The following is a 23,394-nucleotide window of genomic DNA, read 5'->3' as shown; positions in this document are numbered from 1 at the left end:
GGCCGGGCCTCCTTCAACTCAGGCGAGCGATCGATGCAGAGCCTCTCGTATTCCGACCGTTCTCACGCATGATCATGCAGGCCAGCCACCTCGCGGCCGCCGTTGCGGATGCTTACGCGGCACAAGCGAAGCCGCCGCTGACGCAGGAATTGATCGCCCAGGTTCGCGATGTCCTGGTGAAGGCGTTCGAAGCCGAAGACGGTGGATCGTCGGGAGCCGATCGCCTGGAACGGCTGAATGCCGCGCTCGACGCGTTCGAGACGGAACTCGATGCCGTGGTCGGTCCCCGCGTCGCCTCGCTGGACGAGGCATCCGGGGCGGTCGCGATGCGGACGCGCTCCGAGGCGGGGCAACCCCTGCGCGCCTTCGGCGGCCAGTAATCGCCCGCTCCCCGGCATCTTCCCGCCCCTTCGTCCCCATTAAGCTGGAACACAGGTCGTGTCATGAGTGAGGCAAGTGGGACTGTCCGGCGCTTCGCGCATCCGGGCCGTGGCCGTAATGTCACCCGCGCCGTTCCGAAGGGCCGTCAGGTCGATCCCCACGCCAAGGTCGAGATCGAGGAACTGCTCGGCACCCGCTCGCGTCAGCGCGACCTGCTGATCGAGCATCTGCACCTGATCCAGGACACTTACGGCCAGATCAGCGCCGACCATCTCGCGGCTTTGGCCGACGAGATGAGCCTCGCCTTTGCCGAGGTGTTCGAGACCGCGACCTTCTACGCGCATTTCGACGTGGTGAAGGAGGGCGAGGCCGACATCCCGCGCCTGACGATCCGGGTCTGCGACAGCATCACCTGCGCGATGTTCGGCGCCGACGAGCTGCTCGAAACGCTGCAGCGCGAACTCGCCTCGGATGCGGTGCGTGTCGTGCGCGCGCCCTGCGTCGGCCTGTGCGACCACGCCCCGGCGGTCGAGGTCGGGCACAATTTCCTGCACCGGGCCGATCTCGCCTCCGTGCGCGCGGCGGTCGAGGCCGAGGACACCCACGCCCACATCCCCCCTTACGTCGACTACGACGCCTATCGCGCTGGCGGCGGCTACGCCACGCTGGAACGGCTGCGCAGCGGCGAGCTGCCGGTCGATGACGTGCTGAAGGTGCTCGACGACGGCGGCCTGCGCGGCCTCGGCGGTGCCGGCTTCCCCACCGGTCGCAAGTGGCGCTCCGTGCGCGGCGAGCCCGGGCCCCGGCTGATGGCGGTGAACGGCGACGAGGGCGAGCCCGGAACCTTCAAGGACCAGCTCTACCTCAACACCGATCCGCACCGCTTCCTCGAAGGCATGCTGATCGGCGCCCATGTCGTCGAGGCTTCGGACGTCTACATCTACCTGCGCGACGAGTACCCGATTTCCCGCGAGATCCTGGCCCGCGAGATCGCCAAGCTTCCCGAGGGCGGAACGCGCATCCATCTGCGCCGGGGCGCGGGCGCCTATATCTGCGGCGAGGAATCCTCGCTGATCGAGTCGCTGGAGGGCAAGCGCGGCCTGCCGCGGCACAAGCCGCCCTTCCCGTTCCAGGTCGGGTTGTTCAACCGGCCGACGCTGATCAACAATATCGAGACGCTGTTCTGGGTGCGCGACCTCATCGAGCGCGGCGCCGAGTGGTGGAAGAGCCATGGCCGCAACGGCCGCGTGGGCCTGCGGTCCTACTCGGTGTCGGGCCGGGTCAAGGAGCCGGGCGTCAAGCTCGCGCCCGCCGGCCTCACGATCCAAGAGCTGATCGACGAGTATTGCGGCGGCATCTCCGAGGGTCACACCTTTGCGGCCTACCTGCCGGGCGGGGCGTCCGGGGGCATCCTGCCGGCCTCGATGAACGACATCCCGCTCGATTTCGGCACGCTGGAAAAATACGGCTGCTTCATCGGCTCGGCGGCGGTCGTGATCCTGTCCGACCGGGACGATGTGCGCGGTGCCGCGTTGAACCTGATGAAGTTCTTCGAGGACGAGTCCTGCGGGCAGTGCACGCCCTGCCGCTCGGGCACCCAGAAGGCCCGCATGCTGATGGAGAACGGCGTGTGGGACACCGATCTGCTCGGAGAGCTGGCGCAATGCATGCGCGACGCCTCGATCTGCGGTCTCGGTCAGGCGGCCTCGAACCCCGTCAGCACCGTGATCAAGTACTTCCCCGATCTCTTCCCGGAGCCGCGGGCCGTGGCGGCCGAGTGACGCCGCGCCCGACGATGACTCCTCACCTGATGCCAGAGCCTGGAGCGGATGCATGAGCAACGGCCCCGAACCGCACGGCAACAAGATCGAACAGCCCGAGATCCGCGCCAACGGCCCACAGGATGCCGGCGGGCCGACGGGCGGCGCGCCATCGACGTCGGGCGGCGCCTACTCGCAGGGCGCCAAGTCCGGCGGCCAAGCCGCGCCCGATCCCTCCGGCACCTACGGCCTGAAGGATGCCCCGGTGGCGCCCGCGACCATCGCCTTCGAGTTCGACGGCCAACAGGTCGAGGCGCAGCCCGGCGAGACGATCTGGGCGGTCGCCAAGCGCCTCGGCACGCATATCCCGCATCTCTGCCACAAGCCGGAGCCCGGCTACCGTCCCGACGGCAATTGCCGCGCCTGCATGGTCGAGATCGAAGGCGAGCGCGTGCTCGCCGCCTCGTGCAAGCGCACCCCGGCCATCGGCATGAAGGTGAAGTCGGCCACTGAGCGCGCCACCAAGGCCCGCGCCATGGTGCTCGAACTGCTCGTGGCCGACCAGCCCGAGCGCGCGACCTCGCACGATCCGTCGTCGCATTTCTGGGTGCAGGCCGACGTCCTCGACGTGACCGAGAGCCGCTTCCCGGCCGCCGAGCGCTGGAACACGGACATCAGCCACCCGGCGATGAGCGTCAATCTCGACGCCTGCATCCAGTGCAATCTCTGCGTCCGCGCCTGCCGTGAAGTGCAGGTCAACGACGTGATCGGCATGGCCTACCGCGCCGCGGGCTCCAAGGTCGTGTTCGACTTCGACGACCCGATGGGTGCCTCGACCTGCGTCGCCTGCGGCGAGTGCGTCCAGGCCTGCCCGACCGGGGCGCTGATGCCGTCGGCCTATCTCGACGCCAACCAGACCCGAACGGTCTATCCCGACCGCGAAGTGAAGTCGCTCTGCCCCTATTGCGGCGTCGGCTGCCAGGTCTCCTACAAGGTCAAGGACGAGCGCATCGTCTACGCCGAGGGCGTGAACGGGCCGGCCAACCAGAACCGGCTCTGCGTGAAGGGCCGCTTCGGCTTCGATTACGTCCACCACCCCCACCGCCTGACGGTGCCGCTGATCCGCCTGGAGAACGTGCCCAAGGACGCCAACGATCAGGTCGACCCGGCGAACCCCTGGACACATTTCCGCGAGGCGACCTGGGAGGAGGCGCTCGACCGCGCGGCCGGCGGCCTGAAGACGATCCGTGACACCAACGGGCGCAAGGCGCTGGCGGGCTTCGGCTCGGCGAAGGGTTCGAACGAGGAGGCCTACCTCTTCCAGAAGCTCGTTCGCCTGGGCTTTGGCACCAACAACGTCGATCACTGCACGCGCCTGTGCCACGCCTCATCGGTGGCGGCGCTGATGGAAGGCCTGAATTCCGGCGCCGTCACTGCCCCGTTCTCGGCGGCGCTCGACGCCGAGGTCATCGTGGTCATCGGCGCTAATCCGACCGTGAACCACCCGGTCGCGGCGACTTTCCTCAAGAACGCGGTGAAGCAGCGCGGAGCCAAGCTGATCATTATGGATCCGCGGCGCCAGACGCTGTCGCGCCACGCCTACCGGCACCTCGCCTTCCGCCCCGGTTCCGACGTGGCGATGCTCAACGCGATGCTCAACGTGATCATCACGGAGGGCCTCTACGACGAGCAATACATCGCCGGCTACACCGAGAACTTCGAGGCGCTCCGCGAGAAGATCGTCGACTTCACGCCGGAGAAGATGGCTTCGGTCTGTGGCATCGACGCCGAGACCCTGCGCGAAGTCGCCCGGCTCTACGCCCGGGCCAAGTCCTCGCTCATCTTCTGGGGCATGGGCGTCAGCCAGCACGTCCACGGCACCGACAACTCGCGCTGCCTGATCGCCCTCGCCCTCATCACCGGCCAGATCGGCCGTCCCGGCACCGGGCTGCACCCGTTGCGCGGCCAGAACAACGTCCAGGGCGCGTCCGATGCCGGCCTGATCCCGATGGTCTATCCGGACTATCAGTCGGTCGAGAAGGATGCGGTGCGCGAGCTGTTCGAGGAGTTCTGGGGCCAGTCGCTCGATCCGCAGCGGGGCCTGACGGTGGTTGAGATCATGCGCGCGATCCATGCGGGCGAGATCAAGGGCATGTTCGTCGAGGGTGAGAACCCGGCGATGTCCGACCCCGACCTCAACCACGCCCGCCATGCCCTGGCGATGCTCGACCACCTCGTGGTGCAGGACCTATTCCTCACCGAGACCGCCTTCCACGCCGACGTGGTGCTGCCGGCCTCGGCCTTTGCCGAGAAGGCCGGCACCTTCACCAACACCGACCGCCGGGTGCAGATCGCCCAGCCAGTCGTCGCCCCTCCGGGCGATGCGCGTCAGGATTGGTGGATCATCCAGGAACTGGCCAAGCGCCTCGGCCTCGACTGGAACTACGGCGGCCCGGCCGACATCTTCGCCGAGATGGCGCAGGTGATGCCGTCCCTGAACAACATCACCTGGGAGCGGCTGGAGCGCGAAGGGGCGGTGACCTACCCGGTCGATGGCCCGGACCAGCCCGGCAACGAGATCATCTTCTACGCCGGCTTCCCGACGGAGAGCGGTCGAGCCAAAATCGTGCCCGCGGCGATCGTGCCGCCGGACGAGGTGCCGGACGAAGAGTTCCCGATGGTGCTCTCGACCGGCCGCGTGCTCGAACACTGGCACACCGGCTCGATGACCCGGCGCGCGGGTGTGCTCGATGCGCTGGAGCCAGAGGCGGTGGCCTTCATGGCCCCCAAGGAGCTCTACCGGCTCGGCCTCCGGCCAGGCGGATCGATGCGATTGGAAACCCGGCGCGGCGCCGTCGAGCTGAAGGTGCGCTCGGACCGAGACGTGCCGGTCGGCATGATCTTCATGCCCTTCTGCTACGCGGAAGCCGCGGCCAACCTCCTCACCAACCCGGCCCTCGACCCTCTCGGAAAGATTCCCGAGTTCAAGTTCTGCGCGGCACGCGTCGTCCCCGCGGAGGCTGCGCCGATGGCGGCCGAGTAAGGCTTCTGTTCGGCGGCGCGTTCAGGCGCGCCGCCGGAGCTCTCGTGCGTCCCGCACGCCAACGAGGGATCTTGGCGTGATTTATCGAGGGCAATGTCGGCTGCTCAAGCTCGTCTGATCGGGTTGTCCAAAAGTGGACATCCCCGCGCCGTGGTCGCGGGTCGGCCATACGACGATCGCTGACACGGAGCGCGGAGTTGCGTTGTCCGGTAGCCTCGCGTTCTAAGTAACGAGCCGAGAGCCGTGCCGGGGATCGGAGCAGGTTCGCACGGACGCCCTCGCCGATCCCGTAAACGCGAGGTAACCGGCCTCACGCCGCTGAGTAGGTCTCCCTCGCATCTGGAACCGCTCTGCCGCCGCATCGGGCGATCGACCCCGCAAACCTGCGTGGCGGGATCGCCCCTGGCGACCCTTGTCGTCCCTGCCAGGGATGGCACGTCTCTCCGCTCGCAGAATGATCCGGACAGTCACAGGCTCGTCGCCGGGATCCGATACCGATCGGCCGCGCTCGACGGCTGCGATTGATCTTTCTCCGGCATCCGAGGTTTCCCCGGCATCAAGGCGCGATCGACGCGCTGGCGCCGAGCCGGTCGTGTCGGGAGGATTCGCGGGAGACCACTCATCCATCGTTCTGACCACCGGAGACGATCGGGCGGAATCGGCGGGCGGACGACATTGCACCTTCATCGCCACCAACGAAGAAGAGCAACCCATCTTGCAGGTAAGATGGGAATAATATTGCATGACTATGCTGTTGTTGAGTCGCACTAACAAAGATTTTTGGCTGATGCAGCATGAGAATTCTTGCGGATAGTACGAAGATGGGCCAGCTTTAATCCCGGAAGATGCGAACGGTGACGGACGGAAGGCTGCCCGCGCGGGATGGTTCAGGTATTTCATCCAGGAGCGGATACGGTCGCCCGCGTCGTTCTCGCCTCGATCGGCGCGGCGCCGGTCCTGGCCGTGGGGCTTGCTTACGCATTTTGGCGCTCGCCCTACGCAACGGCGCAGGACGTGACCCGCGAGCAGCCTGTTCCCTTCAGCCATGAGCACCATGTCGGCGGCCTCGGGATCGATTGCCGTTACTGCCACACCTCCGTCGAGAAGGCAGCCTTCGCCGGCATTACACCGACCGAGACTTGCATGAACTGCCATTCGCAGGAATGGACCAACGCGCCGATGCTTGCGCCCGTGCGCCGGAGCCTTGCCGATTAGCGACCGCTTCAGTGGAACCGCGTCCATAACCTGCCGGCCTATGCCTATTTCAATCATTCCGTACACGTGGCCAAGGGTGTGGGCTGCTCGACCTGCCACGGCGAAGTCCAGACCATGAAACTGATGCGCCAAGCGGCGCCGCTCACCATGGGCTGGTGCCTGGACTGCCATCGCGATCCGGCGCCGAACCTGCGCCCGCACGAGGCCGTGTTCGATATGAACTGGACACCGCCGGCCGATCAGGCGGCGATCGGCGCGCGCTTCATGGAGGAGCGCCATATCAAATCCGCCGAGCGGCTGAGCGAGTGCTCGATATGCCACCGCTGCCCCCCCCTCTCGGCGACAGGCGCTGCGGCTGCTCGGTGCGGGCATCACGCTCGCCGCGGGCGGCTGTTCGAAGCCAGTCGAAGAGATCGTGCCCTATGTCCGCGCGCCCGAGCAGCTCCTGCCCGGCGTGCCGGCGCGATACGCCACGACACTGTCCCTCAGCGGCTGGGCGCGGGGCGTCCACGCCATCGCCGTCGATGGACGGCCGATCAAGATCGAGGGCAATCCGCTCCATCCCGGCAGCCTGGGCGCGACCGACGTGTTCGCCGAGGCCGCGATCCTCGACCTCTACGATCCCGACCGCTCGCGCACGGTGACCGAGCGGGTCAACGGCATCGCCTCCTGGGACATGTTCGAGCGCGCCCTGAGCGGGCCGCTTTCCACCGTGCGCGGCGAGCGCGGACGCGGTCTGCATCTCGTGACCGGCCGCGTCACCTCGCCGACGCTCGCCCGCCAGATCGATGCTCTGCTGCGAGCTTTGCCGGAGGCGGTCTGGCATGTTCACGAGGCGATCGACGAGGCGAATGCCGAGCGGGGGGCCGAACTCGCCTTCGGCCGTCCCTTGCGTGTTCTGCCGCGGCTCGACCGGGCCGAGACGATCCTGTGCGTCGGCGCCGACCCGCTCGGGGCCGGGCCGGACCAGATCCGCCTCTCGCGCGCCTTCGCCGAACGCCGCCGCGATCCGACCCGGTTCGGACGTCTCTACGTGGCCGAGTCGGCGCTGACGCTCACCGGCGTCAAGGCGGACGCGCGGCGCGCCATGCCGCCGCTCGAACAGGCTGCGATCCTGACGAGCATCGCCAACGCGCTCGGTGCCGGCCTGGCCGCGCCCGACCTGCCTGAGGCGACCCGCCGCTTCGTGCAAGCGGTGGCTGCCGATCTGACGGCGCATCAGGGTCGCGCTCTGGTGCTCGCCGGCCCCGCCCTGCCGCCGGAATGGCACGCGCTGACGCACTGGATCAACGCGCGCCTTCAAGCACCGGTCGATCTCATCGCGCCGCCCGACGGGATCGAGGGCCGCACGCCGGCGACGCTCGCCGATCTCGCCCAGGCGCTCGACCGTGGCAGCGTGACCTGCCTTGCCATCCTCGGCGCCAATCCGGTCGCGACGGCCCCGGCCGACCTCGATCTCGCCCGGCGCATCGCCCGCGCCCGCTTCAGCGTCCATGCCGGCTTGCACGGCGACGAGACCGCGGGCGCGACCCGCTGGCACCTGCCGCTGACCCACGCGTTGGAAAGCTGGTCGGACCTGCGGGCCACCGATGGCACCGTGAGCCTCGTTCAGCCGCTGCTGCGCCCGCTCTACGACGGGCGCTCGCTCCACGAGATCCTTCCGCTCTTGGCCGGCCACACGGCGACGGCCGGCTATGCGCTCGTGCGCGAGACATGGCGGGCACGCGGCGGAGGCGACTTCGAGGGCTGGTGGCGCCGCTGCCTGCATGACGGCGTCGTCGCCGACAGCGCCGCGCCCATCGTCGATCCCGGCGCACCGCGCCTGCCGAGCCTTCCCGAGACCCGCCCGGCCGAGGGGCTGACGGTCGAGCTGCGTCCCGACCCGTCCATTTAGGACGGGCGCTTTGCCAACAATGCGTGGCTTCAGGAATGCCCGAAGCCGATCTCGAAGCAGGTCTGGGGCAACGCGCTCGCGTTGTCGCGCGCGGAAGCCCGGCGGCGCGGGCTCGAGGCCGGCGACGTGGTGCGCGCCAGCGCGGGTGGGCACGCGATCGAGGTGCCGGTGATCATCGAGTCTGGCGTCGCCGAGGGTGTCGGCGTGCTGACGCTCGGCTACGGCCGCGAGCGGGCCGGCGCCATCGGCAACGGCAACGGCGTCGGTGCGAATGCCTACGGACTTTCGATGCAGGCCTCGCCCTGGCTCGTGACCGGCGTCGATCTCGTGAAATCCGACAGGACCGAGACGATCCTGCGCACGCAGAACTATGTCGAGATCGAGGGCGAAACCAAAAAGCTGTTCCGGCAGATCGATCTGGCCGCTTTGGCGAGCGCCGAGCCGAAGGGCATCGGCGCGGATCAGCCCTCGCTGCTCGATCCGTGGAAGGGTGATGCCGAGGGCCATGCCTGGGCGATGGTGATCGACACCGATGCCTGCACCGGCTGCAACGCCTGCGTCGTCGCCTGCCAGTCCGAGAACAACGTTCCCGTCGTTGGCCCTGAAGAGATCGCGCGGGGCCGGATGATGCACTGGCTGCGGGTCGATATCTACGACGAGGGCAGCCCGGAGGCGCCGCGGGCCGGGTTCCAGCCCGTGCCCTGCATGCATTGCGAGCACGCGCCCTGCGAGCCGGTCTGCCCCGTCGCGGCCTCAGTCCATGACGGCGAGGGCCTGAACCTTCAGGTCTACAACCGCTGCGTCGGCACCCGCTTCTGCGAGGCGAACTGCCCCTACAAGGTCCGCCGCTTCAACTTCTTCGGCTACGCCGACGGCCAGCCCTACGCCAATCTCGGCGCGGAATCGGTGAAGGCTCAACGCAACCCCAACGTCACGGTCCGCGCCCGCGGCGTGATGGAGAAGTGCACCTACTGCATCCAGCGCATCGCCACCGAGCGGCAGGCGGCCGAGCGCGACGGCCGCGAGATGGGGGCGATCGTCACCGCCTGCCAATCCGCCTGCCCGACGCGGGCGATCCAGTTCGGCGACCTCGCCAAGCCCGGCAACGCCATCGCCGAACTGCGCAAGGATCCGCGCCACTACGCGCTGTTGGAGGAGCTGAACACCCGGCCGCGCACGACCTACCTCGCCAACCTCCGCGCCCCGAACCCGGACCTGAAGGAGGACCACGCGTGAGCGGGAGCGCCCAGCCGCATCGTTGGACCGACCGCGAGCGCCTCGGCTACGGCGAGATCTGCGCCGCGGTGGCCGACCCGATCCAGCGGCGGTGGCCGGGCCGCGCCTGGGTCATCGCCTTCCTCGGCGTGCTGCCGCTGGTGCCCGCCACCGTCATCGCCATCGGCGCGGTGCTCACGGTCGGCATCGGCCTGTCGGGCGTGAACACCACGGTGGTGTGGGGCTTCTCCATCGCGAATTACGTCTGGTGGATCGGCATCGGCAATGCCGAAACGCTGATCTCCTCCATGCTGCTGCTGACGCGCCAGCACTGGCGCGCCTCGATCAACCGCTTCGCCGAGGCGATGACGCTGTTCGCAGCCGCCATCGCCGGCATCTTCCCGATCATCCATCTCGGGCGGCCGCTCTACTCGTATTGGCTGGCACCCTACCCGAACACCATGGATCTCTGGCCGCAATGGCGCTCCGCGCTGGTGTGGGATTTCTGGGCGATCCTGAGCTATCTGCTCTTCTCGCTGATCTTCTGGTTCACCGGCCTGCTGCCCGACCTCGCGACGATGCGCGACCGGGCGCAGTCACGCCTCGGCCGGAAGATCTACGGCGCACTGGCTCTGGGCTGGCGCGGCTCGGCCCGGCACTGGGCGGTCTACGAGACCTTCCGCAAGACCATGGCGGCGCTCGCGGTGCCGCTGGTCTGCTCTGTCCATTCCATCGTCGGTCTCGACTTTGCCGCGAGCCTGATCCTCGGCTGGCAGGAATCGATCTTCCCGCCCTACTTCGTGGTCGGGGCGATGTAGCCGGGCTTTGCCATGGTGGTGGTGCTGGCGATCATCATCCGCTGGGGCCTGAACCTCCAGGCGGTGATCACCCCGGCCCATTTCGATGCGATGGCGAAGGTGATGCTGTTCGCGTCGATCGTCATGACCCTCTCCTACGCCACCGAGTGGTTCATGGACTGGTACGGCGGCGATCACGCCGACCGCGCGGTGATCGCTTACTTCTTCACCGGCGATTATCGCTGGCTCTACTACAGTCTTCTGTTCTGCAACTGCCTCGTGCCGCAGGCCCTGTGGTTCGCGCGGGTCCGCCTCAACCTTTGGGCGCTGGCGATCATCTCGATCGTGATCAATCTCGGCATGTGGCTGGAGCGCATCCTGATCGTCTGGAACACGCTCTCGCACGGCCACGCCGCGAGCCTGTGGCGGACCTACCATGTCAGCGTTCTACGACGGGGTGATCCTGATCGCGCCGCTCGGGCTGTTCGCCTTCGGCTTTCTCGTGCTGGCGCGGATCTTCCCCATCGTCTCCATTAACGAGGTCAGCCAGCTCGCCCATGACGAGGGCGCGGCGCGCGGGGGAACGGATTGAGCGCCCCGCTGCTCGCCGAGTTCGACACCCCCGAGGCGCTGGTGCGGGCGATGCGGCTGGCCGCCGCCGACGGCCACCGCGCGCTCGACGCCTTCACCCCGTTTCCGGTGCAGGACCTCACCGACACCTTCGCACCATCGCGCAACCTCGTGCGGCCGGCGATCGCTCTGGCCGGCTTCGGCGCGGCGGCGGCGATGTATGCCCTGCAATACTACTCGTCTGTGATCGATTACCCGCTGAACACCGGCGGGCGCCCGCTGCATTCCTGGCCGGTCTTCCTGCTGGTCCCGTTCGAATTCGGCGTGCTGATCGCGGCGATCACCGGCCTCATCGCCCTGTTCTGGACCTGCGGCTTGCCGCGCCTGCACCATCCGCTTTTCGCGATCCCTCAATTCGAGCGCGCGAGCCAGGACCGCTTCCTGCTCCTCGTCGCATCGAAAGATGCCAACGCAACCGCTCTGCGCGAGAGCCTGGAGCGGGCCGGCGCCCTCCTCGTCGCGGAGATGCACCCGTGAGGCGCGCCCTCCCCCTCCTGCTGCCGCTTCTGGTCGCCCTGGCGGCCTGCGAGGATCAGTCGATGCGCCAGCAGGCGCGTTACGAGGTCTACGGCAAGGCTCCGCTCTTCCCCGACCCCGCCGAGGCGCGCCGCCCGCCGGAAGGCACGGTCGCGATCGGCGCGCTCGCCCGCGAGGCATCCTTGCGCGAGCCGCCGCCCGTCGATGCCGCGCTACTGGAGCGCGGGCGCCAGCGCTACGACGCGATCTGCACACCCTGCCACGGCTATACCGGCCACGGCGACGGCATGGTGGTGCAGCGCGGCTTTCCCGCCCCGCCCTCCTACCACGAGGACCGCCTGCGGGCGGCGCCGGCCGCCTACTTCGTCGAAGTCATCACCCGCAGCTACGGTGTGATGTACGCCTATGCCAACCGGGTCGAGCCGCGCGACCGCTGGGCAATCGCCGCCTATATCCGCGCATTGCAGCTCTCGCAGGGCGCCCGCGTCGCCGAGGCCCCCGATCTCGCGGAGAAGCTGCCGTGAGCGATGCCCTGTTCCGCGGCTGGCTTCTCGCCTGGATCGTGTGGAGCGCGGTGCCCTTCGGCGCCCTCGTCCTCGTCATGATCCACGCCGTCACCGGTGGGCGCTGGAGCGAAGTCCTCGCCCCTGTGCTCCGGCCGGCGACCGCCCTCGTGCCGCTCGCCGCCCTCACCTTCCTCGGTGTCGCCCTCGGGCTCCCGGCCGCGTTTCCCTGGGCCGCCGGCATCGGCGCCAAGCCGGATGTCCTGCGGCTCTACCTCGATCCGACGCTGTTCCTCGTCCGCGCGACCGTCACCCTGCTCGGCTGGTCGGCGCTCGCCGCCCTGTGCCTGTCCGGCCGCGCCGGCACGCTCGTTGCCGCCCTGGGCCTCACCTTCTACGGCCTGACCATCAGCCTCGTCTCGGTCTATTGGATTCTCTCCGTCGAGCCCGGCTTCAATTCCTCGGCCTTTCCTGCCGACGTCGCACTTCACCAGATCCTCGCGGCCCTCGCCTTCTGTGCGCTGGTGAGCCCACCGAGCTTTGATGCCCGCGGCACTGCCGACCTCGCCGGCCTGATGCTCGCGACGCTGCTGGGCGTGATCTACCTCGAGCTGATGTCCTACATCGTGGCGTGGTACGGTGACCTTCCGCCCAAGGCCGCGTGGTATCTCAAACGCGGCGCGAGCCCCTGGGGCGGTGTCCTGATCGCCAGCCTGATCCTCGGCGGCATCCTGCCCTTCCTCGCCCTGCTCTTCTCGGCCGTTCGGAGAAGCCCGGCGCTGATGCGCGGCGTCGGCCTGCTCGTGCTGGTCGGCGTGGCCGTGCACTTCGCCTGGCTCGTTCTTCCGGCCTACGGCGACGCGGCCGGTTCCGCCGCCGCGGCGGCCGTGGTCGCTCTCGCCTTGCTGGTGCTTCTCTCTCGCTTCACCTCTCGGCTCATCGTCCGGCGTGTCGGGAGGCTCCGTCATGTCTGACGCGGCGCGCGGTCAACTCCATACGGGGGTCCACGACGATGTCGTCGGCCACGCCCCGCCCGGCACCGAGGCGCCGGACATCCGGCTCAAGCCGCTGCTGCTCACGGGCCTGTTCATCGTCGGCTTCACCGCCGTCACCGTCGGCGGCCTGCGGTACTACTATAACCGCCAGAGCCTCGGCCCCCTGGTTCAAGCGGCGCGGGTTTTCCCGGCACCGCGGCTTCAACAGAGCCCGGCGGCCGACCTTGCGGCGATGCTCAAGGATCAGCGGGCCAAGCTCGACGGCTACGCCTGGATCGACCGCGCGAACGGGATCGCCCGGATGCCGATCGCGGAAGCGATGCGGCGCCTCGCAGCGCGCGGCAACGCGGCCTACGCGGCCCCGCTCCAACCGGAACGCACGCCGACGCTCGGCAGCCGCGGCGGCGCGTCGAGCGGCGTGCTCTCCCCCGGCGCCGGGCCTGAGCCGGGGAAAGGCGCGCGGTGATGCTCGATTCCCTGATCCCCGCCTTCCTGCGACCGGAATCGGCCTCCGTTCAGGCGGCGAAGGTCGATGCGATCTTCGTCGGCCTGCTGCTGATCTCCTCGGCCATCGTCCTGCTCGTCGTCGGGCTGGTCCTGACCTTCGCGATCCGGTTCCGCCGCGGCTCCCCGGCCAAGCGCGGCGAGATGCCGAGCGTCGTCTCCCGCGAATTCGAGATCGGCTGGACGGCCGCGACGCTGTTCATCTTCGTCTTCATCTTCTGGTGGGCGGCCTCGGTCGAGATCGCCGCCTTCTCGCCGCCCAATGACGCCATCGAGATCCACGTCGTCGGCAAGCAATGGATGTGGAAGACGCAAGGGCCCAGCGGCACCCGCGAGATCAACGAGTTGCATGTGCCCGTCGGCGCGCCGGTGCGCCTGCTTCTGACCTCGCAGGACGTGATCCACTCGTTCTACGTGCCGGCCTTCCGCCTGAAGCGCAACGCCCTGCCCTACCAGCAGACCGAAACGTGGTTTCAGGCGACCAAGACCGGCACCTACCACCTGCTCTGCACCGAGTATTGCGGCATCGACCACTCGCGCATGCTGGGCCGGGTGATCGTGATGGAGCCGCAGGATTATGCGCAGTGGCTCACACGGCAGCCCGAGCGGGACGGGCTCGCCGAACTCGGCGAACGGCTTTTCTCCGCGCGCGGCTGCTCCGGCTGCCACAACGCCGGTTCGAAGGTGCACGCGCCCTCGCTTGCCGGGATCTGGGGACAGTCGGTGCCGCTGGACGGCGGACGCATGGCAAATGTGGATGAAGCCTACATCCGCGACTCGATCCTCCAGCCGCAGCGCGATGTGGTCGCCGGCTACGAGCCGATCATGCCGAGCTATGAGGGCAAGCTCTCCGACGGCAAGATCCAGGCGCTCACCGCCTATATCCGCCACGGCACCGACCGGTTCGACCTGATCGGCTCGCTCAACCTCGCGCCCGCGCAGAACATCTGTGCGCCGGGCGAACCCCCGCAGGACGGCGCCGCGAACCAGACCCTGCGCAGCCCGGCCATGGTGCCCGGCGCGCCCGCCGCGGGAGAGACGCCGCCATGACGCCCCCTCCCTCCTCCGCAGGAAGCCTCCGATGAGCGGCGCCTCTTCCGATGCCTCGACGCTGGCCAATCCCCGCGAGTTGATTCTCGGCCTGCCGGTCAGCTATCTCGGCGAGGGTCATTCCGTCGCCTCCTGGCTGTTCACCACCGATCGCAAGCGCATCGCGATCCTCTACGCGCTGTCGATCACATTCTTCTTCTTCATCGGCGGCGCGGCGGCCACGCTGGTGCGGCTGGAGCTGTTCACGCCGCAGGGCGACGTCGTTGGCGCCGACACCTACAACAAGCTGTTCTCGCTCCACGGCATCGTCATGGTGTGATTCTTCCTCATCCCGTCGATCCCGACGACGATGGGGAACTTCCTGCTGCCGCTGATGATCGGCGCACGCAACCTCGCCTTCCCCAAGCTCAACCTGATCTCGTGGTATCTCAACATGGCCGGCGGGCTCTTGACGCTCGCCGCCGTGCTGGCGGGCGGCATCGACACCGGCTGGACCTTCTACGTCCCCTACTCGACGGTGTTCTCGAACACCTTCGTCACCCTCGCCGTGCTCGGTGTGTTCGTCTCCGGCTTCTCGACCATCGCCACGGGCGTGAACTTCATTGCCACGGTGCATTACCTGCGGGTGCCCGGCATGACGTGGTTCCGCCTGCCGCTCTTCGTCTGGTCGATGTACACGACGAGCCTGATCTTCGTGCTCGCTACGCCGGTGCTGGCCCTGACGCTGGTCCTCGTTATCGCCGAACGCAGCTTCAACCTGTCGATCTTCGATCCGGCCCGGGGCGGCGACCCGATCCTGTTCCAGCACCTGTTCTGGTTCTACTCGCACCCGGCCGTCTACATCATGATCCTGCCGGCCATGGGCGTGATCTCGGAGGTCATCACCTGCTACGCGCGGCGGCGCATCTTCGGCTATTCGTTCATGGTCTACGCCCTGGTGGCGATCGCGGTGATCGGCTTCTTCACCTGGGGCCACCACATGTTCACCTCCGGCATGTCGCCGTTCGCCGCCCTGGTGTTCTCGTTCCTGTCCTTCATCGTGGCCGTGCCCTCGGCCATCAAGGTGTTCAACTGGACCGCCACGCTCTACCGCGGCCAGATCGGCTTCGAATCGTCGATGCTCTACGCGCTCGGCTTCCTCGGCCTGTTCACCATGGGCGGGCTGACCGGCCTGTTCCTCGCCTCCGTGCCGATCGACGTGCACGTGCAGGACACCTACTTCGTCGTCGCCCATTTCCACTACATCATGGTCGACGCCTCCGTGTCGGCCTACTTCGCCGGCCTGCACTTCTGGTGGCCGAAGGTGACGGGGCGGATGTATCCGGAGAGCTGGGCGCGCTTTGCCGCCCTGCTGATGTTCTTCGGCTTCAACCTGACCTTCTTCCCGCAATTCATCGCCGGCTATCTCGGCATGCCGCGGCGCTACTACACCTATCCGCCGGAGTTCCAGGTCTGGAACGTGCTCTCATCCTCGGGCGCGGCCGTGCTGGCCGTCGCCTACCTGATGCCGCTCGGCTACCTCACTTGGTCGCTGTTCTACGGCACTCGCGCCCTCAACGACCCGTGGAACGCCTCGGGGCTCGAATGGCGCACCACCTCCCCGCCGCCGCGCGAGAACTTCTTCGGCAACCCGGAAGTGCTCGGTAGCCCCTACGATTATCACCCCAAGAGCGCGGCACCGGCCGAGGACGATCGCATTGCCGAGCAGGGAGCGCTGACGTGAGCGCGGGCGGTGACCTCACGCCGCCGACCGCCGGCCGTCACCTGCGCGAGCCCTGGGACGGGCTCAGGCTGCCGGAGACTGGCGCGTTCGCCTATCAGCGCGCCAGCGCCACCTTCGGGATGTAGGTTTTCCTCGCCAGCGAAGTGCTGTTTTTCGGCGCGCTGTTCCTGCTCTACACGGTGCTGCGCCTGAAGCACGCGACGGACTTCGCCACCGCCGCCCGCGACACCAACATCGTCTACGGCACCCTCAACACCGCGCTGCTGCTGACGAGCGGACTGACGGCGGCCATCGCCGCGCAGGCCTCCGAGCGGGAGGGACTGCGACGCCTCACTCTGATCTGCCTCACGGCGACCTTCCTGCTCGGTCTCGCCTTCCTGTCGGTGAAGGGCCTCGAATACCACGAGGATATCGAGAAGCATCTCGTGCCGGGCCCTCACTTCGCCCTGAAGGCGCCGGCCACGCAGCTCTTCGTCGGCTTCTACTGGCTCTCGACCTCGGTCCACGCCATCCATCTCTCGATCGGCATCGGCCTCATCGTCCGCCTCGTCTGGTGCGAGTGGCGCGCACCGGGCTTCCTGCTCGCGAGCCCCCAGCTGGAGGTGGGCACCCTCTACTGGGGCTTCGTCGACATGGTCTGGATCTTTCTCTACCCGATGCTCTACCTAGATGGGCGGGGCGCATGAGGGCGCGACTCCGAACAAATGCCGGCGCGATCTGGCTTCGGGGCCTTGTCCTCTGGCTTCTGCTTCTCGGGCTCCTGACGGCAAGCCTGCTCGCCGCCTACCACCTCAAGGCCCCCTGGGCGCCGGCCGTCAATTTCGGCCTTGCCGCAACACAGGCCGCCCTGGTGGCCCTGCTGTTCATGCGCCTCGACCGTGCCAACGACCTCGTGCGTCTCGCCGCCGTCTGCGGCCTGTTCTGGCTCGCAATCCTGTTCGCCCTGACGCTGACCGATACGCTGAGCCGCCTCGCCAACACCTGACATCGCATGTCGCGATGTTCAATTCGGCATCGTGGGCGGTCATCATTGCCTCAGGGTCGAAGTGTCATGAGGACACCGGCCCATCCGTGCATCCCAGACGAATAGCGCCGGCATCCGCGACATGCCGTCCGCTACGGCGTTTCCTCTCGCGCTGCTGCGATCATGCGATCGCCGTCCTCCTGCAACAGCAGGCGATCCGACACGAGGGCGTCGACGGATTTCGTGACGGCCGCGATGTAGGCCCCCGCGTCCCGATATCGCTCTTCCAGGGACAAGCGGGGATCGCCGGCCGTGTCCCGTTCGGCGCGCGTGCGCGCGAACGGGATCTGGCTGCCCTCGCGATCGCACAACGCGCCGGCGGGGAACGGGTCGGCATACAGGTTCCAGCCGGTGAAGGTTGCGCGCGGGGCGGCAACGGCCGGCAGGCGAATGCCGGCCACCTCGTTGCCGTCGGCATCGACGCGTGGGACCAGCGGGCGATATTGCGGTCCGCTCTCCGGGCGCGGATTTACGTAGGTGCTGAAGCGCACGATCGCATTCGGTGCTGTCGGAACGTGAACACCGACCATGAAGGGGAAGCCGATCTCGGCCGCCTCGACGAGGGTTTGATCGGAGAGGCGCGGCACGCGGCTCTCGGGAGGGGCCTTGCCGTCCCTCACCCACTCTTCGAGCGCGACCAGCAGCGCCCGAATCGCCGGGGCCGGGTTCAGGCTGCTGCGTGGGTTCGCGCAGGGGCCCTTGGTCGAGCTCAGGCCGGCACGCCCATAGTGGAAGCCGCTCGAGACCAAGTAGGCGCGTGCGGTGTCGGGCAGCGGCACATCGGTGCGGCCCGCCGGATCGGTCGTGAGGAGCGAGGCGCCCTTCTGCCAATACTCGGTGCCGGTATTGGCTTCGATCAGCAAGGGATCGAAGCCGTCATCCCGCAGCAGCTTGCCCGTGCGACCGGTGACGGGATCGTGCTGGGTGGCGGCCGAGAACGGGAAGGTGTTCTCCGGGTAGAGATGGTCCTCGTGCTGCGTATTGGTCCGCGAGGGCTGACCGAATCGGGCGTTGAGGAACACGCCGCCCACGCCCGCGATGTGGGACAGAACGCCGTCGAACACCCGCTTGCCGGCCTCATCCCGGTTGAAGCCCAGCTGGATGAAATCGCGCAGATAGCGCCCGCTCTGCGAGATGCCGAGTGCCAGCGTGTGCCGGATCGCGCCGCCCGCCGGATTGGCCGCGCCACCCTCGCTGCGGAGATAGGCCACCACGTCCCGCGTGGCGGCAAAGCCGATCCCGAGCACCTTCGGCTCGGTGGCTTGGTACGTGAATTCGTAGAGCGAGCCGGGCAGCGGCTTGGTGCCCTTCGGCAGAAGCTCGATCTGACGCGGCGTCGCGTAGTGCCAAGCGTCTGGCGGCACCGGCCGCGGTGGGTCGGTCTCCCGGCGCCGAACGGTGAGGCGCGCGTCGGCCTTGTCCGGGCTGGCCGTCTTGAAGGACAGATAGAAAGGAGCCTCCGGCGGGCCGCGGGTCGCGCTGACGAGTTCGTCGCGCACGATCTCGACGATCGGCTTGCCGCCGCGCGCGGCCACCGGCACGTCGATCGCCATGCCGGCCTGCTGACGCAGCGCGTCCGCCTCCCAGCCCGACCAGACGATCGTGTAGCCCCGGCGCAGGACGAGCCCGGTCCCGGCATCGGCAGCGGTCGTCGGATCGTTGACCGCCTGCGCCGCCTGAGCCGGGGCATCGAGAACCCAGTTGAAGAGGAACTTGCGGCCCCGGTTCAGCACCTCGAACAAGAGCATCCCGCTGCCTCGGGCCGGATCCTTGGGCCGCAGGATGAACAGGTCGGTCTTGTACTCGACCAGACCGCGGGCGTTGCGCGGCGCCAGGGCGATGTCGACGATGCCGGCATTCGCGGGATCGGCGGGATCGAGCTCGCCGCGGGCCGTGCCGACGACACGCTCGTAGCTGCCCGCTGCGCCGAATTCCGCGCCGTCCGCAAAAGGCTCGACGCTGGCGATCTCGATGCCGGTGATGCCCGCCCAAGCCGGTGCAGCGCCGAGGGCGCAGCCCAATGCGCCGACCACAACCCAACCGTTGCGCATGTTCGCTCCCTGTCCGGCTCGTGCTGGCCGGTGCTCTCAGCAAGCATGTCAGGGGAAAGACGTCGAGAGGAATGCTCCGCTGCGCCTTGTTTTCCCGCTGTGTTGGCTCGGCGCGCCGCCTTGTACGCTCATCGGCGCGAACCGTTACAGTCCGGCCATCCGCGCAGGCGATCGCGGGGTGTGAGTTGAAGCGTAGCGCGGCATTCCACGAGGGGTCGGCGCAACACCCATGGCCGCAGACTCGACCATGAGGGCGCCCTCCGACGAGACGGTCACCGGCTTGCCGAGAGAGTGCACGTTACAACAAGGGCTTAGAGGCGCCGGCCTGATGCGACAGGGCTGGATACGACTTTGGACAGCGCATTGGCGCCGATGCTGGCTGCCGTTATTTTGCAGGAATACGCTCGACCGCCTGTTCCACGCACCCGATGGATCGGTATGATCGTGCTGAAGCGCGACACGTAGGAACCAATCATGACATCGACACTGCCGGAAGGTGCGAAGCCGGGCGATATCGTGACGCCGGACGGCCAGATCCTCTGCCGGGATCGAGAGCTGCACGCCTACGGCTATTTCACCGTCACCTACGAGCAGGCCCAGGTCGCGCGCCAGCATGGCTGGGGTTGCCGGGCCGGCCTCGTCCTTGATGGGGAGCATTCCGACGAGTGGAGTTGGGACTACGCCGAGGAAGAGCGTCGCAACGCGCTGGAAAACGGCGATGAGCCACCCGGCGTGCGGATCTATCGCGAGCCCCCGGCCTCCTGCCCCGTCGAAACAGCCCCCTCGTGTCGTCTCGAGGGCCGGTAGGCGAACGGGGGATACGCTGGCCGTACCGAAGCGGCGAAAGCGTCATCCAGGGCGGGTAGGCTGACGCGAAGCCAGCCCACCACTTTCCTTATGGGCGCCTGGGAGGCGCCCTACGATCAAGCGACCTGAAGTTGGCCGGCCGACTCTTTGCCGCTCTTCCGGTCGATCTCGACCTCGTAGGTCACCTTCTGCCCTTCAGCGAGATCGCGCAGGCCGGCGCGCTCGACCGCCGAGATGTGTACGAACACGTCCTTGCCGCCGTTGTCGGGCTGGATGAAGCCATAGCCCTTCGTCTCGTTGAACCATTTTACCGTACCGGTTGCCATGTGTGCTCCTCCTGTGGCGAACAGAGGCTTTAACGCGCCGAGCGGCTTTTGTTCCGAACCGCCGGCTTCTTGAGGCGCATCGCCGTAGCCGAGCCTCAGCCTCCAGGTTGCGGCCTCGTCCTCGCGGACTTGGCTCATCCCCGTGTGCGGATACCGGATAGCGTCACGCAGCCGATCCGCACGGGTAGGCTCTGGATAGACCAGAGACGTCGCGGAGTCGAAGGCCGTCCAGACCGGCAGCGAGCCTTCTCGAACGAACATGTCGATCGCTTCAACCGCCTCCCACCGCTCGAAGGCGTCGGGCCCATGCACGGCCCGGCAGACAATGCGGGCGCGCAGGAAAGGGTCCTCAGCCGTGGGAGCCGTTTCCAGGGAGAACATCACCCCTGAACGGTCGGGCTGCAATTCATCGGGGAGAGCCCGGATCTTGCGCCAGAGGCAGTGCCACTGAGCGCAGGCGGCTGGACGATCCGGGTAGATGCCGCATGCCGCACCGGTCTGATGCGCGCATAACATCCCGGCCGGCTTGGCAAGCGCCTTGACCTCGAGAACGCGGCAGCACGCCGAACAGGTGCCACAGGTTCGGCCGGGAACGAGCGTGTGCAAGGCGTCCAAACTTCCAATCTGAGGCTTTGCTGCCGGCCGCCGGCCTCTCTTCACGAGAGGCTTTCTCCTCGGCCCGCCGGGGGGGGATCGATCGGCCGAGAAAGCCCCGCTGATCCGCTAGCAACGTAAAACCGGATCGACGTTCGAGCGGCCTTCACGGGAATGCGCGTTCGTAACCCGCTTGAAGTGGATAGAGGCGAATGGGGGCATGAACGAATGAGGCGGAAGTAAACCGATCACGCGGCTATGGGCGGTGACAACCGGGCTGCGGGGTTCGGGGGCAAAGGCGGGCCGTCCTCGAACCCTGCGCGTCTGGCTGACCGGTCGGACGTCCCTTCCTCGAAAAGGGGCGGTTAACCCTCCCGGCATAGATGGCGAAACGGAATCCCGAGCAACTCCGTATAGGCGTACCAGACAGGAGTTCCGGTATGCTGGATGATGCAAGGCCGCCAACCTTGGACGTTCTCGCCGATATGCCTCAAGCGGAATTCGTTGCCCGCTGGCGGTCCCTCGTCGGCGAACCGCCTGCCATCATGCTGGAGAGCCGGTCAGAGATGATCCGTCTGCTGGTGGAGAGCACGAAAGCGGCCCCGTCTCGCCTCGATGGGCCGGCTCTTGACGCACCTCACACTCACTCAGACCGGCGCTGAAAAGAAACGGCCACAGATGCTGGAACGAAGGTGCGCGTACATCCGGCGTCACCCCAATCCCGGCATCGTGGCCGCGGCCGATCAAGCGATGGGATCGCGATCGGCATGTCCCTCAGATGGGGGCATCATGGTTAACAATCAATGAGCGGTCCGACGGACCGGTCGCTTTTCGAGCCGGAGGGGCATGCCGCGTTGCCCCCGGAGAACGGGGAGAGCCAAACCCACGGCCCTGCATGCCCTCCGAGGCTGCGCCCTTTCCAGTCGATCACGTCCTCAGTCGATCACTTCGACGATGCGGCGGGTGCCCGGCTCGACGAGTACGGGGTGATCGTTCACGATGGTGTAGTTGTAGCCCTTAAGCTCGAACTCCCGCGGAACGTCGTAGTAAACCGGACCTTCGTCCGGCAGGATGGTGCCGACGCGAACCGGGCCGCGGACGGCGAAGGACGGACGGCGCTCCGCTCGGGCGTAGATGCGGAACCGCTCACGGCGGTCGATGCCGAGAATGCCGTTGGCCGTCCCGACGGCCGCACCGATCGCTCCGCCAACGACGGCCCCCAGGGGACCGGCCATCTCCTCCCCACGCGCGGCCCCCTCCTGCGCACCGCGCTGAAGACCCTGCGCGTGAGCGGAGGCGGTCAGACCGATCCCGACCGTGATGAGGATCGTAGCGAGTTTGGCGTGCATCGACGGATACCTCACAAGCGCCCAACGAATGTCGGCAGATCGTTTCCGGCAGCCTCGCAAAGGCGGCTGCCGATCAGTGCTTCGGCTTGGCATCGGCGGCTTCGGTGCTGAGCCGCCTCATGCACACGTTGGGCACTCAAGTCGATGGGGGTCAGCCCCTTGGGGTTGGAGGCGCCCAGCAGACGATCCCCCGCATCACCATGACAGGTGGCGTCCTCCAGGCTTCGGTTCGGAGGTTGGCCCTTTGCGATAGAGCCTCTGGTCATGGCGACAGCGACGACGATGGCCAAAGAAGTCCGCTACACGAGTAGGCCCCTTACTTGGCGCTCGACGCTTCATAGGCCGTGATCGCGCGGCGGCAATTCTCAGACAGCTCGGCGCGGTGCTTCTTGAAGCAGGCATCCATCTCGGGGCTATCGGAGTCGATGCCCCCGCAAAACTGCAAGGCATCGCCCGTGCAGTATTTCTTGAGATCCGGGTTGCCACGCTTGCTCTCCGGTGCGGCAGAGGCCGAGGCGACGACGAACGGTGCGGCGAGCAGCAAGCCGAGGGTAGCGAGGCGAGGCATCGAATGCTTCCTGAGCCCGAGATAGGCAGGCAGGAATGACCGGGAGGATGGGATCGTTCCTCGATCGAGAGACCCCGCCGCCCGATCACCTCACGGGCTGGCGGGGTCTGTCGGTTCGATCCGACGGAGAGCCAGTACGCAACGCGGCTCCCTTTCAGAATGACCGAAGACCGTTAGCCCGGCGTGAACCACGTCATCGGCAGCCCGTCCCATTTCTGAAGGACACGGCGCTGTCCGCCCCGGATCACGCGCATGTGCGTCCCTAACGCCAAGCTAGGGCCCGAACGCTCAAACGAAAACAGGCGCCCCAAAGGAGCGCCTGTTTTTCTATTCACGAGGAAGCATCGAACCACCCGGCGGTCCGGTGAGGGACCGTCGGAGATCCGGATACTAGTACGAGCCGAACTTGTAGTTCAGGCCGGCGCGGACGACGGCGAACTCGGTCTCGCGGACCTGCTGGCCACCGCTGACGAGCACGGTGCCCGGGG

General features: G+C 67.5%; 14 protein-coding genes and 6 pseudogenes. 15 read left to right on the top strand and 5 right to left on the bottom strand.

Annotated elements, in window-relative coordinates:
• The first annotated feature begins 68 nt into the window (after positions 1-68).
• The 14 genes and pseudogenes from ASF53_RS08290 (at position 69) to ASF53_RS08225 (ending at position 17,172) form a co-directional block, all read left to right on the top strand.
• Positions 69-380, top strand: coding sequence for a hypothetical protein (locus ASF53_RS08290; protein ID WP_056196843.1), 312 nt, complete (start codon positions 69-71; stop codon positions 378-380).
• A gap of 63 nt (positions 381-443) precedes the next feature.
• Positions 444-2,162: an NAD(P)H-dependent oxidoreductase subunit E gene (locus tag ASF53_RS08285; RefSeq protein ID WP_056196840.1), complete on the top strand. Its 1,719-nt coding sequence runs from the start codon at positions 444-446 to the stop codon at positions 2,160-2,162.
• A gap of 52 nt (positions 2,163-2,214) precedes the next feature.
• Positions 2,215-5,184: a formate dehydrogenase subunit alpha gene (gene fdhF / locus ASF53_RS08280; RefSeq protein ID WP_056196836.1), complete on the top strand. Its 2,970-nt coding sequence runs from the start codon at positions 2,215-2,217 to the stop codon at positions 5,182-5,184.
• Positions 5,185-6,066: 882 nt separating this feature from the next.
• A pseudogene (locus tag ASF53_RS08275) lies at positions 6,067-6,723 on the top strand (cytochrome c3 family protein); the annotation flags it as partial.
• Positions 6,714-9,529: pseudogene (locus ASF53_RS08270) on the top strand (4Fe-4S dicluster domain-containing protein). The pseudogenes ASF53_RS08275 and ASF53_RS08270, both read left to right, overlap by 10 nt.
• A pseudogene (gene nrfD / locus ASF53_RS08265) lies at positions 9,526-10,897 on the top strand (NrfD/PsrC family molybdoenzyme membrane anchor subunit). The pseudogenes ASF53_RS08270 and nrfD overlap by 4 nt, the downstream one beginning before the upstream one ends.
• The gene (locus ASF53_RS08260) at positions 10,894-11,412 is read left to right on the top strand and encodes a DUF3341 domain-containing protein (protein WP_056196833.1); all 519 of its coding nucleotides are present in this window, start codon (positions 10,894-10,896) and stop codon (positions 11,410-11,412) included. Before nrfD ends, ASF53_RS08260 begins: the two are co-directional and overlap by 4 nt.
• The gene (locus ASF53_RS08255; protein ID WP_056196830.1) at positions 11,409-11,936 is read left to right on the top strand and encodes a c-type cytochrome; all 528 of its coding nucleotides are present in this window, start codon (positions 11,409-11,411) and stop codon (positions 11,934-11,936) included. The genes ASF53_RS08260 and ASF53_RS08255 overlap by 4 nt, the downstream gene beginning before the upstream one ends.
• Positions 11,933-12,889 carry a hypothetical protein gene (locus tag ASF53_RS08250; RefSeq protein ID WP_056196827.1) on the top strand — a complete coding sequence of 319 codons (957 nt, stop codon included), beginning with the start codon at positions 11,933-11,935 and terminating at the stop codon, positions 12,887-12,889. The genes ASF53_RS08255 and ASF53_RS08250 overlap by 4 nt, the downstream gene beginning before the upstream one ends.
• A complete protein-coding gene (locus ASF53_RS08245; protein ID WP_056196824.1) occupies positions 12,882-13,376 on the top strand; it encodes a hypothetical protein in 495 nt (164 codons plus the stop codon). The genes ASF53_RS08250 and ASF53_RS08245 overlap by 8 nt, the downstream gene beginning before the upstream one ends.
• Positions 13,376-14,464, top strand: coding sequence for a cytochrome c oxidase subunit II (gene coxB / locus ASF53_RS08240; protein ID WP_056196821.1), 1,089 nt, complete (start codon positions 13,376-13,378; stop codon positions 14,462-14,464). The genes ASF53_RS08245 and coxB overlap by 1 nt, the downstream gene beginning before the upstream one ends.
• A gap of 31 nt (positions 14,465-14,495) precedes the next feature.
• Positions 14,496-16,187 (top strand): annotated as a pseudogene (locus tag ASF53_RS08235) (cytochrome c oxidase subunit I).
• Positions 16,184-16,873 (top strand): annotated as a pseudogene (locus tag ASF53_RS08230) (cytochrome c oxidase subunit 3). Before ASF53_RS08235 ends, ASF53_RS08230 begins: the two co-directional pseudogenes overlap by 4 nt.
• Entirely contained in the window at positions 16,870-17,172 is a 303-nt protein-coding gene (locus ASF53_RS08225; protein ID WP_056196817.1) for a cytochrome C oxidase subunit IV family protein, read from the top strand. Before ASF53_RS08230 ends, ASF53_RS08225 begins: the two are co-directional and overlap by 4 nt.
• A gap of 131 nt (positions 17,173-17,303) precedes the next feature.
• On the opposite strand, the gene ASF53_RS08220 is transcribed toward ASF53_RS08225, so the two are convergent.
• The gene (locus ASF53_RS08220) at positions 17,304-19,262 is read right to left on the bottom strand and encodes an alpha/beta hydrolase domain-containing protein (RefSeq protein WP_056196816.1); all 1,959 of its coding nucleotides are present in this window, start codon (positions 19,260-19,262) and stop codon (positions 17,304-17,306) included.
• 474 nt (positions 19,263-19,736) lie between these two features.
• Here ASF53_RS08220 and ASF53_RS08215 point away from each other — a divergent pair, with 474 nt between their 5' ends.
• Positions 19,737-20,069: a hypothetical protein gene (locus tag ASF53_RS08215; protein ID WP_056196813.1), complete on the top strand. Its 333-nt coding sequence runs from the start codon at positions 19,737-19,739 to the stop codon at positions 20,067-20,069.
• A gap of 116 nt (positions 20,070-20,185) precedes the next feature.
• Here the strand turns inward: ASF53_RS08215 and ASF53_RS08210 are convergent, their stop codons facing one another.
• The 4 genes and pseudogenes from ASF53_RS08210 to ASF53_RS25610 form a co-directional block, all read right to left on the bottom strand.
• On the bottom strand, positions 20,186-20,395 hold the full coding sequence (locus ASF53_RS08210) for a cold-shock protein (RefSeq protein WP_012252841.1): 210 nt from the start codon (positions 20,393-20,395) through the stop codon (positions 20,186-20,188).
• A 1,529-nt stretch (positions 20,396-21,924) separates the two neighbouring features.
• Positions 21,925-22,338: a DUF1236 domain-containing protein gene (locus tag ASF53_RS08205; RefSeq protein WP_056196810.1), complete on the bottom strand. Its 414-nt coding sequence runs from the start codon at positions 22,336-22,338 to the stop codon at positions 21,925-21,927.
• Between the two features lie 316 nt (positions 22,339-22,654).
• Entirely contained in the window at positions 22,655-22,906 is a 252-nt protein-coding gene (locus ASF53_RS08200; protein ID WP_056196806.1) for a cysteine rich repeat-containing protein, read from the bottom strand.
• 390 nt (positions 22,907-23,296) lie between these two features.
• Positions 23,297-23,394, bottom strand: a pseudogene (locus tag ASF53_RS25610) (porin family protein); the annotation flags it as partial.

It is taken from the genome of Methylobacterium sp. Leaf123 (genome assembly GCF_001423405.1).
GTDB lineage: Bacteria > Pseudomonadota > Alphaproteobacteria > Rhizobiales > Beijerinckiaceae > Methylobacterium.
The sequence above is the reverse complement of the archived record's forward strand: the minus strand, read 5'-3'. Positions and strand labels throughout refer to the sequence as shown.

Excerpts from the sequence above, each read along its gene's own strand:
- ASF53_RS08290 (WP_056196843.1), top strand. The coding sequence starts at position 69 with ATGATCATGCAGGCCAGCCACCTCGCGGCCGCCGTTGCGGATGCTTAC.
- ASF53_RS08285 (WP_056196840.1), top strand. The coding sequence starts at position 444 with ATGAGTGAGGCAAGTGGGACTGTCCGGCGCTTCGCGCATCCGGGCCGT.
- fdhF (WP_056196836.1), top strand. The coding sequence starts at position 2,215 with ATGAGCAACGGCCCCGAACCGCACGGCAACAAGATCGAACAGCCCGAG.
- ASF53_RS08245 (WP_056196824.1), top strand. The coding sequence starts at position 12,882 with ATGTCTGACGCGGCGCGCGGTCAACTCCATACGGGGGTCCACGACGAT.
- coxB (WP_056196821.1), top strand. The coding sequence starts at position 13,376 with ATGCTCGATTCCCTGATCCCCGCCTTCCTGCGACCGGAATCGGCCTCC.
- ASF53_RS08225 (WP_056196817.1), top strand. The coding sequence starts at position 16,870 with ATGAGGGCGCGACTCCGAACAAATGCCGGCGCGATCTGGCTTCGGGGC.
- ASF53_RS08220 (WP_056196816.1), bottom strand. The coding sequence starts at position 19,262 with ATGCGCAACGGTTGGGTTGTGGTCGGCGCATTGGGCTGCGCCCTCGGC.
- ASF53_RS08215 (WP_056196813.1), top strand. The coding sequence starts at position 19,737 with ATGACATCGACACTGCCGGAAGGTGCGAAGCCGGGCGATATCGTGACG.
- ASF53_RS08210 (WP_012252841.1), bottom strand. The coding sequence starts at position 20,395 with ATGGCAACCGGTACGGTAAAATGGTTCAACGAGACGAAGGGCTATGGC.
- ASF53_RS08205 (WP_056196810.1), bottom strand. The coding sequence starts at position 22,338 with ATGCACGCCAAACTCGCTACGATCCTCATCACGGTCGGGATCGGTCTG.
- ASF53_RS08200 (WP_056196806.1), bottom strand. The coding sequence starts at position 22,906 with ATGCCTCGCCTCGCTACCCTCGGCTTGCTGCTCGCCGCACCGTTCGTC.